The 14,268-nt window shown below is 41.5% G+C and carries 22 protein-coding genes; 18 read left to right on the top strand and 4 right to left on the bottom strand.

What is annotated here, in order from left to right:
- Positions 1-74 precede the first annotated feature (74 nt).
- From CSC79_RS19850 to CSC79_RS19835, 4 genes are all read right to left on the bottom strand, one after another.
- On the bottom strand, positions 75-752 hold the full coding sequence (locus tag CSC79_RS19850) for a TorF family putative porin (protein ID WP_099297864.1): 678 nt from the start codon (positions 750-752) through the stop codon (positions 75-77).
- Between the two features lie 292 nt (positions 753-1,044).
- Positions 1,045-2,208, bottom strand: a complete 1,164-nt coding sequence (locus CSC79_RS19845; protein ID WP_099297862.1) for a hypothetical protein — start codon at positions 2,206-2,208, stop codon at positions 1,045-1,047.
- A 144-nt stretch (positions 2,209-2,352) separates the two neighbouring features.
- Positions 2,353-2,553: a helix-turn-helix transcriptional regulator gene (locus CSC79_RS19840; protein ID WP_099297860.1), complete on the bottom strand. Its 201-nt coding sequence runs from the start codon at positions 2,551-2,553 to the stop codon at positions 2,353-2,355.
- An 8-nt stretch (positions 2,554-2,561) separates the two neighbouring features.
- Positions 2,562-2,981: a hypothetical protein gene (locus tag CSC79_RS19835; protein ID WP_099297866.1), complete on the bottom strand. Its 420-nt coding sequence runs from the start codon at positions 2,979-2,981 to the stop codon at positions 2,562-2,564.
- A 235-nt stretch (positions 2,982-3,216) separates the two neighbouring features.
- Between CSC79_RS19835 and CSC79_RS19830 the strand changes: the two genes are divergently transcribed.
- The 18 genes from CSC79_RS19830 (at position 3,217) to rplQ (ending at position 13,910) form a co-directional block, all read left to right on the top strand.
- Entirely contained in the window at positions 3,217-5,154 is a 1,938-nt protein-coding gene (locus CSC79_RS19830) for an AsmA family protein (protein WP_099297858.1), read from the top strand.
- Positions 5,155-5,431: 277 nt separating this feature from the next.
- On the top strand, positions 5,432-5,800 hold the full coding sequence (gene rplN / locus CSC79_RS19825; RefSeq protein WP_008115397.1) for a 50S ribosomal protein L14: 369 nt from the start codon (positions 5,432-5,434) through the stop codon (positions 5,798-5,800).
- Between the two features lie 10 nt (positions 5,801-5,810).
- Entirely contained in the window at positions 5,811-6,125 is a 315-nt protein-coding gene (rplX, locus tag CSC79_RS19820; RefSeq protein ID WP_087532491.1) for a 50S ribosomal protein L24, read from the top strand.
- A gap of 16 nt (positions 6,126-6,141) precedes the next feature.
- Positions 6,142-6,681, top strand: coding sequence for a 50S ribosomal protein L5 (rplE, locus tag CSC79_RS19815; RefSeq protein WP_058562127.1), 540 nt, complete (start codon positions 6,142-6,144; stop codon positions 6,679-6,681).
- A 10-nt stretch (positions 6,682-6,691) separates the two neighbouring features.
- Positions 6,692-6,997, top strand: coding sequence for a 30S ribosomal protein S14 (rpsN, locus tag CSC79_RS19810; RefSeq protein WP_016710196.1), 306 nt, complete (start codon positions 6,692-6,694; stop codon positions 6,995-6,997).
- A gap of 21 nt (positions 6,998-7,018) precedes the next feature.
- On the top strand, positions 7,019-7,411 hold the full coding sequence (rpsH, locus tag CSC79_RS19805; protein WP_099297856.1) for a 30S ribosomal protein S8: 393 nt from the start codon (positions 7,019-7,021) through the stop codon (positions 7,409-7,411).
- A 13-nt stretch (positions 7,412-7,424) separates the two neighbouring features.
- Positions 7,425-7,958: a 50S ribosomal protein L6 gene (rplF, locus tag CSC79_RS19800; RefSeq protein WP_099297854.1), complete on the top strand. Its 534-nt coding sequence runs from the start codon at positions 7,425-7,427 to the stop codon at positions 7,956-7,958.
- Between the two features lie 9 nt (positions 7,959-7,967).
- On the top strand, positions 7,968-8,318 hold the full coding sequence (gene rplR, locus CSC79_RS19795; RefSeq protein ID WP_058562131.1) for a 50S ribosomal protein L18: 351 nt from the start codon (positions 7,968-7,970) through the stop codon (positions 8,316-8,318).
- Between the two features lie 9 nt (positions 8,319-8,327).
- Positions 8,328-8,834: a 30S ribosomal protein S5 gene (gene rpsE, locus CSC79_RS19790; protein WP_008115387.1), complete on the top strand. Its 507-nt coding sequence runs from the start codon at positions 8,328-8,330 to the stop codon at positions 8,832-8,834.
- A 3-nt stretch (positions 8,835-8,837) separates the two neighbouring features.
- The gene (rpmD, locus tag CSC79_RS19785) at positions 8,838-9,020 is read left to right on the top strand and encodes a 50S ribosomal protein L30 (protein ID WP_004589203.1); all 183 of its coding nucleotides are present in this window, start codon (positions 8,838-8,840) and stop codon (positions 9,018-9,020) included.
- A 5-nt stretch (positions 9,021-9,025) separates the two neighbouring features.
- A complete protein-coding gene (gene rplO / locus CSC79_RS19780) occupies positions 9,026-9,460 on the top strand; it encodes a 50S ribosomal protein L15 (protein WP_099297852.1) in 435 nt (144 codons plus the stop codon).
- Between the two features lie 10 nt (positions 9,461-9,470).
- Positions 9,471-10,799 (top strand): preprotein translocase subunit SecY, encoded by a 1,329-nt coding sequence (gene secY / locus CSC79_RS19775; protein ID WP_058562132.1) that lies wholly within the window; start codon positions 9,471-9,473, stop codon positions 10,797-10,799.
- A 22-nt stretch (positions 10,800-10,821) separates the two neighbouring features.
- On the top strand, positions 10,822-10,935 hold the full coding sequence (gene rpmJ / locus CSC79_RS19770) for a 50S ribosomal protein L36 (RefSeq protein ID WP_002959476.1): 114 nt from the start codon (positions 10,822-10,824) through the stop codon (positions 10,933-10,935).
- Positions 10,936-11,060: 125 nt separating this feature from the next.
- Positions 11,061-11,417 (top strand): 30S ribosomal protein S13, encoded by a 357-nt coding sequence (rpsM, locus tag CSC79_RS19765; RefSeq protein WP_058562133.1) that lies wholly within the window; start codon positions 11,061-11,063, stop codon positions 11,415-11,417.
- A 12-nt stretch (positions 11,418-11,429) separates the two neighbouring features.
- Positions 11,430-11,816 (top strand): 30S ribosomal protein S11, encoded by a 387-nt coding sequence (rpsK, locus tag CSC79_RS19760; RefSeq protein WP_002959471.1) that lies wholly within the window; start codon positions 11,430-11,432, stop codon positions 11,814-11,816.
- 21 nt (positions 11,817-11,837) lie between these two features.
- Positions 11,838-12,458, top strand: a complete 621-nt coding sequence (rpsD, locus tag CSC79_RS19755) for a 30S ribosomal protein S4 (protein WP_087532486.1) — start codon at positions 11,838-11,840, stop codon at positions 12,456-12,458.
- Positions 12,459-12,482: 24 nt separating this feature from the next.
- On the top strand, positions 12,483-13,469 hold the full coding sequence (rpoA, locus tag CSC79_RS19750; protein WP_087532485.1) for a DNA-directed RNA polymerase subunit alpha: 987 nt from the start codon (positions 12,483-12,485) through the stop codon (positions 13,467-13,469).
- A gap of 39 nt (positions 13,470-13,508) precedes the next feature.
- Positions 13,509-13,910 carry a 50S ribosomal protein L17 gene (gene rplQ, locus CSC79_RS19745; RefSeq protein ID WP_058562136.1) on the top strand — a complete coding sequence of 134 codons (402 nt, stop codon included), beginning with the start codon at positions 13,509-13,511 and terminating at the stop codon, positions 13,908-13,910.
- Positions 13,911-14,268 lie beyond the last annotated feature (358 nt).

The raw sequence follows: 14,268 nt of genomic DNA, 5'->3' as shown, positions 1-14,268 counted from the left end.
TAGCTGATAGCTGATAGCTAAAACAAGAAAAGGGCCCTTAGGCCCTTAGTGTTGCAGCAAGTAACACATTCTTTTTATAAGCTAAAGTCTACTGCGTAAGCGACGTAAGCTTTAATATCACTGTCATCCATATCTGTATCTGAAAGACCGAAAGTGAAACCATCTTTAGAGATTGAAACACCATAATCGATAATGTCGTCGTCACCAATAAAATCACCAGAATAATGTCCTAGGTGTAACGCCATTTCAGTACCGTTACTGCCAACTGCAAAGCCATAGTCTGCTGTTAGATATAAAGAGTCTCCAAAGTCAGTACCATCCCCACTTGCAGCGGAACTTGCTAGTACTGAGGCACCAAAGCTAAAGCTACCCATGCTAATACTACCGTAGACTTCTGAAAAATCAGCATCAGCACCCGAAGCAGCATCTGGGTAAGCATAATAAATGTAACCTACGTCATAACTCATGGTTTCACTAATATCACCACCAAAGCCAGCATAGAGATCTAGCTCATAGGTCATTTCTTCAGCCCATGATGCATTTGAAGCCCAAGTACCAGCATAAAAACCAGACTCGCTTGCGTAATCAATGCCACCAGATACAGCAGCATCACCACCTGTTTGTTCTTGTCCACGCCACAAGTAATTCGATGTCGCCGCTGCATTAGCTGTTACTTCAGCAAGCGCGGCAGTAGATGTAAGACCCATCAATGCAAGTGCACTCAGTGCAACTGTTTTTTTTAGTTTTAGCATGTTTCGTATCCTGTCGTTATGTTGATTACTGGTTCATAATTATTAATAAGATTGCAGTCTTGCTAATTATGACGCCCTTTTATTGTTGTCTGCCAAGATAGTTGCACTGCTTATGCCAAGTTAAAATATAAAGCACAATTTTATGTTTAAATTTTTATAAAACAGATAGATAAGTTTATTCAGTGGGAGTCTAAGAAGTACTTTGAATTAATTATGTGCACTTATATAGTGCACATATAAATAAAGCTGCACAAGGATCATGCAGCTCGAAGTTATGTAGATACTTGATATATTAGCCGAATATAGTACGCATTAAACTAATTGTTTCGTTCACACCACGGCCTTTTTGTACTTCACTAATGATAGAGTCACGTTTAGCACGAATATGCTCAGGTATTTCGTCACTAGATAGTGCGCGGTCAACTAATATCTCTGCTGATTCCTTACCACGGCGTACTGATTTAGTCGACGTTGTTGTGCTGCGTTTAGGTTTATTTAATAGCTTAATATAATTTGAATTATCAGCGGTTGATTTATCTGCATAATAAAAGAAGCAAGGTAGTAAAGCTTTTATGGATAAAAGCTGTTGCTCTAGCTCATTGTTGCCAGCAGCCATCTTGAACCAGGACATGGCATGTATAGTTTGTACTATATCTTGCCAGTAGCGTTCAAAGTCACGGTTATTAAGCTTAGTTATACCTAAAGCTGCACACAGAGCATCAAGTCGGGTATTGTTTATTGGTGTAAAAACATCTGGACGACGCATTGCTAATAAGCGAGTCGCAGGCGCCAGTGTTGGTTTCTCATCACTACCATTGAATGCAAGTAAGTAGCTAACAACAAATTGCTGATAATGCTCTTCACTTACTTCGCCTTCAAGGGGTATACAGCTAAGCGCATCATCAAAAAGACCTGGTAGGTCAGCCAGCATCTGGTGAAAACCTTTGGCGCTTTTTGTAGAGGCAAACCATTCAACATCAAAGTTATAAGTACTCGGGTCGAGTGATGCCATGTGTTTACCGCTAAAAGCGAGTAAGTCTTCTGGAATCATCTCTTTTAATGGTTGTTCGCGTAAATTTGCAAGGTAATTTGTTAATCGCAATTGCTCGTCTAAAGCGATGAGCTCTTTATGTTGCTCTACAAACATACTAACAACTGGCCATGGTGCGACGCGTAATGTTTTTAGTTGTAAAAAGCTAATTGCAGAAATTAGTTGGTCATGCAGCTTTTTTAAAATTGGTAATTGATTCGCTTCAAGTAAGTCGTAGTTAATACGATCCTTACTTGCATTTAGTAATTCGTAACACCAACCTAAAAAGTCTTCAGGATGATTTTCTATTTTTACCGCCATCAGGTTTAGACTGATCTCAGAAGCCTGTTTTAAGATATTTTGATAAATTTGGCTTTCTTGCTCGCCTAATGCCATTTTTGAAGGTGAAATTAGCAGTTTTTTCATGCCTGAGGATACTCCGATTAGATGCTTTTTCAGTTACTTATTTTAGCTTATATTCACTAAAAGCAACAGGGTCGTGCATCATACCTAAGTATACAAGGTATGCAATGGTGGTAGTTGTGTAATACCAACATTGCATCACTATTTTTAGTCAGTTTCGTCGAGCAAGAATAATGACTCAACAGAGGTGTCAAAGTGCTGCGCAATTTTTAATGCAATGATCACTGACGGCGTAAACCGTGCGGTTTCAACTGTGCTGATGGTTTTTCTAGATACATTTATTGCATCAGCGAGTTCTTGCTGCGAAAGCCCTGCGGCTTTACGAAATTCGGCTATGTTATTTTGCACGACGACACCTAATCACGATTCTGCCATAAAATTGAAATACCATAAACTAAGCACATAATTGCTAGATAAAAGGTAGCCATCATACTGTGTGATATATGTAATGCGAAGCTATCAGAGCTCAAATAAACGGCACCCATACTGAAGAGTAAGGCTAATACAACATGCTTATAAGCGATAGTGTCTATTGTGTTCAAGTACTCATCTTTATAAGTGAGGTGGTATTTCATTTTTCGTGTGAAGCCGCCTCTAATTACAAACATAAAGAATGACCCTAAAAAAGCACTTACACCTAATATTAACAAGGGCGCAGATGTTTTATCTAACATGGGGTAAATGCTGATAATTAGTAACGTCACCCCCATAAAGATCGAAAACCATGCATTTTGACCCATAAATCTTTCTTCAGCTTTGATATCCTGATTCATAATATTCATCCTGTCTGAGAGTTTGATATACTTTTTGTAACCTGTAGGTTTCAATGTAACCTAAGGGTATCAGCGGGTCAATATTTATTTGTAACCTAAAGGTATCAATTTGTTTCAGTGTTTATTCATATTTAATTAAGTAAAGTATCCGCTGAAAGTTTTTCTATATTGATTCAATGATTTTAATAGCAACTCCCGCTATCATAAGAACATTACTTGCACATTTGAAAGGACCATCATGAAAACCACCTTTAAAGTTATAGGAGTAATACTATTATTGCTGATTGCGCTAATAGTCATTGCACCATTTTTAATTCCTACTGATGCAATTTTTAATAAAGTATCAGACCAAGTTGAGCAAACCACTGGGCGTACATTAACGATTAAAGGCGATAAGACATTATCGGTTTTTCCTTCATTAAAGCTTGAATTAAATGACGTGCATTTTGCTAACATGCAAACGGGCTCTCGCCAAGATATGGCGAGCATGCAACAGCTAGCGATTCATATTCCGTGGTTCTCATTATTTGGCGGCGAATTTAAACTTGAAAAGTTTGTCATTAACGAACCAGATATTTTGTTAGAAACAGATAAAAACGGTAAAGCAAACTGGCAGCTTTTTGATGCAGTAGCAAAGCAGCCCGAAGCAACCGAGAGTAGTAAAGCTGTAAAGCTACCAGAAAATTTTGATATTGAACTGGGTGAAGTAGCTATTTATGGCGGGTCTTTTACTTATTTGGACGGTCAAACAAGTACTAAATATCAAATAAACGAGCTTGAGCTAGCTATCTTACTCCCTTCACTGCGTGAAGAGCTAGAGGTGAAAGGTGCGATTACGTATATGCAGGAGCGCTTTGAGTTAGATGTAAAAGTAGATACGCCAGCAAAAGCAATTGAAGGAAGCGCCTTTAATGTATCGCAAAACCTTTCATCACGTTTATTGGATGTGGACTTTAAAGGTTTAATAGCAAAGCAAGGTAAAGATATTAAAGGGCAACTAGCGCTTAGCGGCGACTCTGTTAAAGATATTGCAAAATGGCAGGGAGTTGAGCTGAATGCAAAAGAAGATGCATTCAACGCTTTCAATGTAAAAGGAGCAATGACTCTCAAAGATGATAACTTTAATATTACAGAGTTACTCGCTACTTTAGATAAATTACAAATTAAAGGGCGAAGTAATATTAGCCTCGGTCAGCGTTTAGAAGTCAAAGCGAACATAGATTTAGGAATGCTTGATTTAAACCCTTATTTACCCCAAGCAGTAGCGAAAAAGCAAACGCCACAGCAAGCAGAAGGGGAACCAGCTCAGCCAATCGTTTGGGACGATACAAAAATTGATATGAGTGGCTTAAATGCACTTGATGCAAATATTGTTATTCGGTCAAGTGGGCTTAAAGCGAATGACATAACACTGGGCGCTAACCAATTTACAGTCAATCTAAAAGATGCAGTGGCTAACCTCAGCCTTGATAAATTTGCAGCGTATGAAGGTAATGGTAAAGGTAAGGTGACGATAAATGCAAAACAAACCCCTTATACAATTACCACCAACTTCACTTTAGATGCAATCGATGCACAACCGCTACTAACCGATGCCGCTGGGTTTGATAAGCTAATGGGTAAAGGATCATTGAATTGGAATTTATCAACCAGTGGTAATAGTCAAAAGAGCTTCATCAATGCATTACAAGGAACGCTTGCCTTTGAATTTGCAGATGGTGCAGTCAAAGGTGCAAACATTGCTGAAATGGTACGAAAAGGGAAAGAGCTAATAAAAGGGAATTTCGCAGCAGTGTCAGAGGGCCTAGACACAGGGTTTGATGATTCAGAGCAAACAGATTTTTCCGCTCTAACAGGCAGCTTTAATTTCTCCAATGGTGTTGGCACAAACACTGACTTATCAATGTTAAGCCCATTAATAAGAATTACAGGGGAAGGTGACGTTGATTTACCAATGACAACGGTGAACTATCGCTTAGTAACGGGTATTGTTGATTCGCTGGAAGGGCAAGGTACAACAGATGATAGCACCGGCTTTAAAATCCCTGTACGTATCAAAGGACCATTTCATGATGTTGGTATTAGTTTAGATATTGGTAAAGCAGCTAAAGATGAAGTAAAAGAAAAGGCAAAGGATAAAATTAAAGATAAATTAAAAGGTTTGTTTGGCAATTAACGCCGATTTTATTCGATGATAAATTAATCAGGGTATATTTATGCCCTGATTATTTTATAAACAGTTGTAAAATAGCTAAATATAACCAAGTAGCAAAATAATGAGTGCAGTAATTCTAAATTAATTAAAAAATAACCTACCACTACCCCCTCAATGCTGATACAATTGCCCGCCCTTAAGAGACAACTTGGTTGTTTTTTGGTGGGTATTTAATCTAAATGTCTTGATTTTAAACGATTTAAGGCAAGTTGTAATAACTACACCGGAGGTCATTAACATGATCCAAATGCAAACTCAGCTGGAAGTTGCTGATAACAGCGGCGCTCGCAAAGTGCAGTGTATTAAAGTCTTAGGCGGTTCGCACCGTCGTTATGCAGCGATTGGTGACATCATTAAAGTTTCTGTTAAAGAAGCGATTCCTCGCGGTAAAGTGAAGAAAGGTGATGTTAAAAACGCGGTAGTTGTGCGTACTAAGAAAGGCGTTCGTCGTCCAGACGGTTCTTTGATCCGTTTTGACAGCAATGCGGCTGTTATCTTAAATGATAACTTGCAGCCAATTGGTACACGTATTTTCGGCCCTGTGACTCGCGAACTTCGTAATGAAAAGTTCATGAAAATCGTTTCACTAGCCCCAGAAGTACTGTAAGGAGTCAATCATGGCAGCAAAAATCCGTCGTGATGACGAAGTAATCGTTCTAGCAGGTAAAGACAAAGGTAAGCGCGGCAAAGTGCTTTCAGTTGTTACCGAGTCTGGTCGAGTATTTGTCGAAGGCATAAACTTAATCAAGAAACACCAAAAGCCGGTTCCACAATTGAACCAAGCTGGCGGCATTGTTGAAAAAGAAGCGTCTATCGACGTATCAAACGTTGCGATCTTCAACTCGGAAACGAGTAAAGCAGATCGTGTAGGTTTCAAGATTGAAGATGGTAAGAAATTACGTATCTTTAAATCTACTGGTAAAACTATCTAATAGTTGGAGTAGAATGATGGCGAAACTGCATGAAGTATATAAAGACAAAGTAGTTGCTGATCTTCAAGAGAAGTTCGGTTTCAGCTCTGTCATGCAAGTCCCTCAGATCGAAAAGATCACATTAAATATGGGCGTGGGCGAAGCCCTAGCTGACAAGAAAATTTTAGATAACGCTGTTGCGGATCTAGAAGCTATCTCTGGTCAGAAACCTTTAATCACTAAAGCACGCAAATCTGTTGCTGGCTTTAAAGTGCGTGAAGGCTACCCAATTGGCTGTAAAGTAACCTTACGCGGCGAGCGTATGTGGGACTTTTTTGAGCGTTTGGTTTCAATCGCTATCCCACGTATCCGTGACTTCCGTGGTGTAAGTGCTAAGTCTTTCGATGGACGTGGTAACTACAGCATGGGCGTACGTGAACAAATCATCTTCCCAGAAATTGATTATGATAAAGTAGACCGTGTACGCGGTATGGATATCACAATCACTACATCTGCGAAAACAGATGAGGAAGGCCGTGCGTTGTTAGAAGCGTTTAACTTCCCATTCAAGAAATAAGGGTAGGGTTATGGCAAAGAATTCTATGAAAGCGCGCGAAGCAAAGCGCACAAAATTAGTTGCTCAGTACGCTGAAAAGCGCGCAGCACTAAAAGCTATCATCAGCGATGTGAAAACATCAGATGATGATCGTTGGGACGCGGTACTTAAGCTACAAGCTTTACCACGTGATTCTAGCCCTGCACGTCAACGTAATCGTTGTAACATTACGGGCCGCCCACATGGTTACCTTCGCAAATTCGGCATGAGCCGTATTAAAGTTCGCGAAGCAGCTATGCGCGGTGAAATTCCTGGCCTTAAAAAGGCTAGCTGGTAATAGAATCACGGGAGTAAGACTATGAGCTTGCAAGATCCTATCGCGGATTTGTTCACACGTATCCGTAACGGTCAATCAGCGAAGAAAGTATCAGTTGTGATGCCAACTTCAAAGCTGAAAGTAGCGGTAGCTAAAGTATTAAAAGACGAAGGTTACATCACTGATTTCGCAGTAAACGGCGATGTTAAACCTGAGCTTTCTATCGAGTTGAAATACTTCGAAGGCAAAGCTGTTATTGAAAACATCCAGCGTGTTAGCCGCCCTGGTCTACGTATCTATAAGAGACGTGACGAATTACCTAAGGTAATGGGTGGTCTAGGCATCGCTATCGTATCAACTTCTAAAGGCCTAATGACAGACCGCGCAGCACGTAGTGCTGGTGTTGGTGGTGAAATCATTGGTTTTGTAGCTTAATCGGAGGGGAACTATGTCTCGCATAGCAAAGGCACCAATAAATGTTCCTGCCGGTGTAGAAGTTACATTAAAAGGCCAGGAAATCACAGTTAAAGGCAAAAACGGTGAATTAACTCGTACTATCAACAACGCTGTTGAAGTACAAGTTAACGATAACGTTGTTACAACTTTACCTCGTGAAGGCGTAGCCAATGCATGGGCACAAGCAGGTACTGCTCGCGCTCTTATCAACAACATGGTTGTTGGTACGCATACAGGTTACGAGAAGAAACTTCAGTTAGTAGGCGTTGGTTACCGTGCAGCAGCAAAGGGTAAAGTTTTAGACTTAACTCTTGGTTTCTCGCACCCAGTTAATTTCGCAGTTCCTGAAGGAATTACGATTGAAACTCCAAGCCAAACAGAAGTTCTAGTTAAGGGCGTAGATAAGCAGTTAGTTGGTCAAACAGCTGCTAACATTCGTGCATACCGTAAACCTGAGCCTTACAAAGGTAAAGGTGTTCGTTACGCAGATGAGAATGTACGCCGTAAAGAGGCTAAGAAGAAGTAAGGTAAGACGATGGATAAAAAAACAGCTCGTCTACGTCGTGCTAAACGCACTCGTAGAAATTATATTGAACAAGGCACAACGCGTCTTGTTATCCACCGCACGCCACGTCACATTTACGCTCAAGTAGTTAATGCTGAGGGTAGTGTACTGGCTGCTGCTTCTACTGTTGAGAAAGCTATTAGCGAAACAGTTAAAGGCACAGGCAACGTTGCGGCTGCACAAGCAGTTGGTAAAGCGGTTGCAGAACGTGCGGCTGACAAAGGCATCGAAAAGATTGCTTTTGATCGCAGTGGCTTTAAATATCACGGCCGTGTGAAGGCGCTAGCAGATGCTGCGCGTGAAGCCGGTTTGCAATTCTAGGAGTAGACAATGGCTAACGTAGAAGCAAAGCAACAACAGCCTGATTTAGCTGAAAAGCTAATCGCGGTAAACCGTGTGTCTAAAGTAGTTAAAGGTGGTCGTATCTTTAGCTTCACTGCACTAACAGTAGTTGGTGACGGCGCAGGTAAAGTAGGTTTCGGTTATGGTAAAGCACGTGAAGTTCCAGCTGCTATTCAAAAAGCAATGGAAAAAGCACGTCGTAACATGATCAATGTAGACCTAAATGGCAACACATTACAGCACCCTGTTAAAGGGCGTCATGCTGGCTCACAAGTGTTCATGAAACCAGCATCTGAAGGTACTGGTATCATTGCAGGTGGTGCTATGCGTGCAGTACTTGAAGTGACTGGTGTGCAGAACGTACTTTCTAAATGTTACGGTTCTACTAACCCGATCAACGTTGTACGTGCAACGATCTCAGCTCTTGAGAATATGAATTCTCCTCAGTCGATCGCTGCAAAACGTGGTCTTCGAGTAGACGAGATTCTGGGGTAAACCATGGCTAATAAAACTGTAAAAGTAACACAAGTAAAGAGCTCTATCGGTCGTTTACCGAAACATAAAGCTACATTACGCGGTCTTGGTTTACGTCGTATCAATCACACTGTTGAGTTAGAAGACACAGCATGTGTACGTGGTATGATTAACCGAGTTTCATACATGGTTAAGGTTGAGGGGTAATTCGAATGCATTTGAATACACTTTCTCCTGCTGCAGGATCTAAGTCTGCTGGTAAACGTGTTGGTCGTGGTATCGGTTCTGGTCTTGGTAAGACTGGTGGCCGTGGTCACAAAGGTCAAAAATCACGTTCTGGCGGTAAAGTACGCGTTGGTTTTGAAGGCGGTCAAATGCCTATGCAACGTCGTCTACCTAAATTTGGTTTCACTTCTCGCAAATCGTTAGTATCTGCAGAGATTAACCTTTTTGAAATCGCTAAAGTTGAAGGCGATGTGGTAGACCTAGGTACGTTACAAGCAGCTGGTCTAGTTAAAAAGAACGTTCAGTTCGTTAAAGTTGTTAAATCTGGCGAAGTTTCACGCGCAGTTACCGTTAAAGGCCTTAAGGCTTCTAAAGGTGCTCGCGAGGCTATCGAAGCTGCCGGAGGCAAGGTAGAAGACTAAGGAAGTACTAATGGCTAAACCAGGTCAAGATATGCAAAGTGCACAAGGTGGACTTTCGGAATTGAAACGTCGATTACTATTCGTATTAGGCGCTATCATTATTTACCGTCTAGGTTCATTTGTGCCGATCCCTGGGATTGACGCCGCTGTACTTGCCGATTTCTTCGAGCAACAAAAGGGCACCATTGTTGAAATGTTTAACATGTTCAGCGGTGGTGCACTTGAGCGAGCTTCAGTGTTAGCACTGGGTATTATGCCTTACATTACAGCTTCGATTATTACGCAACTATTAACGCATATGTATCCTCCGTTTATAGAGCTTAAGAAAGAAGGTGAACAAGGGCGTAAGAAAATTAGCCAGTACACACGCTATGGCACGCTTTTGCTTGCTACTATCCAATCAATTGGTATTGCCACAAGCTTACCAGGCATGATGAACGGGTTAGTTGTTAACCCTGGTATGGGTTTCTATTTCACCGCAGTGGTGAGTTTAGTTACTGGTACTATGTTCCTTATGTGGTTGGGTGAACAAATAACAGAGCGCGGTATCGGTAACGGTATTTCAGTTCTAATATTTGTTGGTATTGTAGCAAACTTGCCGTCTGCTATTGGTTCGACAGCCGAAATGGCGCGCCAAGGTGATCTGAATGTTTTAGTACTGTTGATGGTTGCTGTAATCGTATTCGCTGTAACTTATCTTGTTGTATTCTTTGAACGTGGTCAACGACGTATCGTTGTTAACTACGCAAAGCGCCAACAAGGTCGTCAAGTATTTGCTGCTCAAAGCACGCATTTACCACTAAAAGTTAACATGGCGGGTGTTATTCCACCAATCTTTGCTAGCAGTATTATTCTGTTCCCTGGTACTATTGCCAGCTGGTTCGGCCAGGGTGAAGGTCCTGTCGCTGATGTGCTACAAGCCATTGCTACAACGTTGACTCCAGGTCAGCCTTTGTATGCATTAGTTTTAGCTGCGGCTATTATCTTCTTCTGCTTTTTCTACACAGCGTTGGTGTTTAACCCGCGTGAAACAGCAGATAACCTGAAAAAATCTGGCGCATTTATCCCAGGTATTCGTCCAGGTGAGCAGACATCGAAATACATTGATAAAGTGATGACACGCCTGACATTGGCAGGTGCTTTGTATATAACCTTTATCTGTCTGGTGCCCGAATTCATGACCATGGCATGGCAAACGCCATTCTACTTCGGCGGTACATCAATCTTGATTATCGTTGTTGTGATCATGGACTTTATGGCACAAGTACAAACTCATATGATGTCACATCAATATGATTCTGTGCTGAAAAAAGCGAACCTTAAAGGCTACGGCCGATAGGGTCAGTTTACGGAGTTGAGCAATGAAAGTACGTGCTTCCGTTAAGAAAATATGCCGTAACTGTAAAGTTATTAAACGTGCCGGTGTTGTACGTGTAATTTGCAGTGAGCCTAAGCATAAGCAAAGGCAAGGCTAATTAATAAGTCGTGCAGGCTGAGATTTCTTGGCCTGTGTTTTTAATTGTGATTTGGTCTTCGTTTGAGTATCCTTACGGGCTCTTCAAACAGATGATAACCAAATTCAAATATAGGAGATGTGTTAGTGGCCCGTATCGCTGGCATTAACGTCCCTGATCATAAACATGCAGTTATTGGTTTAACAGCTATTTATGGCATAGGTAAGACTCGCTCTAAGGCTATCTTAGTAGCGACTGGTATCGCCGAGACCACAAAAATCGGTGAACTTTCAGACGAAACACTTGACGTACTTCGTGAAGAAGTTGGCAAGTACACTGTAGAAGGTGACCTTCGTCGTGAAGTTACTTTGAATATCAAGCGCCTTATGGACCTTGGTTGTTTCCGTGGCCTACGTCACCGTCGCTCTTTACCACTACGTGGTCAAAGAACTAAGACTAACGCGCGTACCCGTAAGGGTCCTCGTAAGCCTATTAAGCGATAAGGGGATAGTATTATGGCTAAGACACCAATTCGTCGTAAAAAGGTTAAAAAGCAAGTTGCTGATGGTATGGCTCATGTTCATGCTTCTTTCAACAACACTATTGTTACAATTACCGACCGTCAAGGTAATGCACTATCATGGGCAACTGCCGGTGGTTCAGGTTTCCGTGGTTCACGTAAATCTACACCATTCGCTGCTCAGGTTGCTGCAGAGCGTGCAGGTACTGCGGCTCAAGAATACGGTTTAAAAAATCTAGAAGTTTTCATCAAAGGTCCAGGTCCAGGTCGTGAATCTGCTGTACGTGCTTTGAATGCTGCTGGTTACCGTATCACCAACATCACTGACGTGACGCCAATACCACACAATGGTTGTCGTCCACCGAAGAAACGTCGCGTTTAACAATAGGTTAGGAGAAATAACATGGCAAGATATTTGGGCCCTAAGCTCAAGCTGAGTCGTCGTGAAGGTACTGACCTGTTCCTTAAGAGCGGCGTAAGAGCTATCGACTCTAAGTGTAAACTTGAGACTGCACCTGGTCAGCACGGCGCTCGTAAAGGTCGCTTATCTGATTACGGTTTACAATTACGTGAAAAGCAAAAAGTTCGTCGTATGTACGGTGTACTTGAAAAGCAATTCAGTAACTACTACAAAGAAGCTGCTCGCCTTAAAGGCAATACAGGTGAAAACTTGTTACAGCTTTTAGAGCAACGTTTAGACAATGTTGTATACCGCATGGGTTTTGCAAGCACACGTGCTGAAGCACGTCAGTTAGTAAGCCACAAAGCGGTTTTAGTTAATGGTCGTGTTGTGAACATTCCTTCATTCGTAATTACTCCAGAAGATGTAGTAGTTATTCGTGAAAAGTCTAAGACACAAGCGCGTATCATCGCTGCTCTAGAACTAGCCGAGCAACGTGAAAAGCCGACTTGGGTTGAAGTTGACGGTAAGAAAATGGAAGGTAATTTCAAACGCCTACCTGAGCGTTCAGACCTGTCTGCGGACATTAATGAACAACTAATCGTCGAACTTTACTCTAAGTAAAGTTAAGAGTTAAGAGAGGATAAAATGCAGGGTTCTGTTACAGAATTTCTAAAACCAAGGTTAGTCGATATCGACGCTATCAACCCGACACGTTCTAAAGTTGTTTTAGAACCATTAGAACGTGGCTTTGGCCACACGTTGGGTAATGCCTTACGCCGTATACTTCTTTCGTCTATGCCTGGATGTGCAGTAACCGAAGTTGAAATCGACGGTGTGTTGCATGAATACAGCGCGAAAGAAGGCGTACAAGAAGACATCATTGAAATTCTGTTAAATCTTAAAGGTCTAGCAGTAACTTTAGAAGGCAAAGATGAAGTTTTTCTGACCCTGACTAAGTCTGGTGTAGGCCCTGTGACTGCGGCAGATATTCAGCACGATGGCGATGTAACAATTGCTAACCCAGATCACGTTATTTGTCATTTAACGACAGATAGCAGCGATATCAGCATGCGTATTCGTGTTGAGCGCGGTCGTGGTTATGTGCCGGCGTCTAGCCGTTTATCCTCTGATGACGATGAGCGTCCAATTGGTAGATTGTTGCTTGATGCATCATTTAGCCCAGTTGAACGTATTGCGTACTCGGTTGAATCAGCACGTGTTGAACAACGTACAGACTTAGACAAGTTAATCATTGATATGGAAACAAACGGCACTTTAGATCCTGAAGAAGCGATCCGCCGTGCGTCTACTATCTTAGCTGAACAATTAGATGCATTCGTAGATTTACGTGATGTAACTGAACCAGAAGAGAAAGAAGAGAAGCCTGAATTCGATCCTATTCTACTTCGTCCAGTTGATGATCTTGAACTAACAGTACGTTCTGCAAACTGTTTGAAAGCCGAGCAAATTCAATATATCGGTGATTTAGTTCAGCGCACAGAAGTAGAGCTTCTTAAAACGCCTAACTTAGGTAAGAAGTCTCTAACTGAAATTAAAGACGTGCTAGCTTCACGTGGTCTTTCTCTAGGTATGCGCCTAGAAAATTGGCCGCCTGCAAGCCTAGCTGAATAATCTAAATCACTATATTAGTTTAGTTAGAAGGATAGGGTCATGCGCCATCGTAAGAGTGGTCGTCAATTAAACCGTAACAGCAGCCATCGTAAAGCGATGTTCAGCAATATGGCAGGTTCTTTGGTGAAACACGAAATCATCAAAACTACATTGCCTAAAGCGAAAGAGTTACGCCGTGTAATTGAACCTTTAATCACACTGGCTAAGACTGACAGTGTAGCAAATCGCCGTTTAGCGTTTGCTCGCACGCGTGATAATGAAGTAGTTGGTAAATTGTTCAGCGAAATCGGTCCTCGTAATGCGGACCGTCCAGGTGGTTACACTCGTATTCTTAAGTGTGGCTTCCGTGCTGGTGATAATGCACCAATGGCTTATATTGAACTAGTAGGTCGCACATCTGCAACCGAAGAAGTTCAAGAAGACGCGCAGTCTGCTGAGTAAGTCTTAAAGACACCAAAAAGCCGAGCTTATGCTCGGCTTTTTAATGCCCATAATTATATTCCTAATCTACTTCACCTATATTCACCATTTGTTCTTAACGTGTCTACATTCACATACTTATTTAACCACGTAGCATTTACTTATATATACGATCCAACTAATGATCTTGCTCCATAAAGATCATGCTATAAGGTTTATCCATTTATTCTTGTATTTAAAGCACTGTAATAGACTTTATTGCCTAAGATTAGTGCTGTTTTTATACGTTTCGTTCAAATAATCAGCGAATAGCTAGTTTATTTAAGTTTTCTTCAAAAAAGGGTTGATCTGTTTTTGGATCTCCCTATAATGCGACCCC

The organism is Pseudoalteromonas sp. 3D05, assembly GCF_002723455.1.
Taxonomy (GTDB): domain Bacteria; phylum Pseudomonadota; class Gammaproteobacteria; order Enterobacterales; family Alteromonadaceae; genus Pseudoalteromonas.
Note: the sequence above shows the minus strand (reverse complement) of the source record. Positions and strands in the feature narration are given on the sequence as shown.

What these genes read in the sequence shown, in the direction of transcription:
- rpsH (WP_099297856.1), top strand. Translation starts at nt 7,019, where the DNA reads ATGAGCTTGCAAGATCCTATCGCGGATTTGTTCACACGTATCCGTAAC.
- rpoA (WP_087532485.1), top strand. Translation starts at nt 12,483, where the DNA reads ATGCAGGGTTCTGTTACAGAATTTCTAAAACCAAGGTTAGTCGATATC.
- rpsN (WP_016710196.1), top strand. Translation starts at nt 6,692, where the DNA reads ATGGCAAAGAATTCTATGAAAGCGCGCGAAGCAAAGCGCACAAAATTA.
- rpsD (WP_087532486.1), top strand. Translation starts at nt 11,838, where the DNA reads ATGGCAAGATATTTGGGCCCTAAGCTCAAGCTGAGTCGTCGTGAAGGT.
- rpsK (WP_002959471.1), top strand. Translation starts at nt 11,430, where the DNA reads ATGGCTAAGACACCAATTCGTCGTAAAAAGGTTAAAAAGCAAGTTGCT.
- rplF (WP_099297854.1), top strand. Translation starts at nt 7,425, where the DNA reads ATGTCTCGCATAGCAAAGGCACCAATAAATGTTCCTGCCGGTGTAGAA.
- rpmJ (WP_002959476.1), top strand. Translation starts at nt 10,822, where the DNA reads ATGAAAGTACGTGCTTCCGTTAAGAAAATATGCCGTAACTGTAAAGTT.
- rplX (WP_087532491.1), top strand. Translation starts at nt 5,811, where the DNA reads ATGGCAGCAAAAATCCGTCGTGATGACGAAGTAATCGTTCTAGCAGGT.
- rplO (WP_099297852.1), top strand. Translation starts at nt 9,026, where the DNA reads ATGCATTTGAATACACTTTCTCCTGCTGCAGGATCTAAGTCTGCTGGT.
- secY (WP_058562132.1), top strand. Translation starts at nt 9,471, where the DNA reads ATGGCTAAACCAGGTCAAGATATGCAAAGTGCACAAGGTGGACTTTCG.
- rplQ (WP_058562136.1), top strand. Translation starts at nt 13,509, where the DNA reads ATGCGCCATCGTAAGAGTGGTCGTCAATTAAACCGTAACAGCAGCCAT.
- rpsE (WP_008115387.1), top strand. Translation starts at nt 8,328, where the DNA reads ATGGCTAACGTAGAAGCAAAGCAACAACAGCCTGATTTAGCTGAAAAG.
- CSC79_RS19850 (WP_099297864.1), bottom strand. Translation starts at nt 752, where the DNA reads ATGCTAAAACTAAAAAAAACAGTTGCACTGAGTGCACTTGCATTGATG.
- rplR (WP_058562131.1), top strand. Translation starts at nt 7,968, where the DNA reads ATGGATAAAAAAACAGCTCGTCTACGTCGTGCTAAACGCACTCGTAGA.
- CSC79_RS19830 (WP_099297858.1), top strand. Translation starts at nt 3,217, where the DNA reads ATGAAAACCACCTTTAAAGTTATAGGAGTAATACTATTATTGCTGATT.
- CSC79_RS19845 (WP_099297862.1), bottom strand. Translation starts at nt 2,208, where the DNA reads ATGAAAAAACTGCTAATTTCACCTTCAAAAATGGCATTAGGCGAGCAA.
- rplN (WP_008115397.1), top strand. Translation starts at nt 5,432, where the DNA reads ATGATCCAAATGCAAACTCAGCTGGAAGTTGCTGATAACAGCGGCGCT.
- rplE (WP_058562127.1), top strand. Translation starts at nt 6,142, where the DNA reads ATGGCGAAACTGCATGAAGTATATAAAGACAAAGTAGTTGCTGATCTT.
- rpmD (WP_004589203.1), top strand. Translation starts at nt 8,838, where the DNA reads ATGGCTAATAAAACTGTAAAAGTAACACAAGTAAAGAGCTCTATCGGT.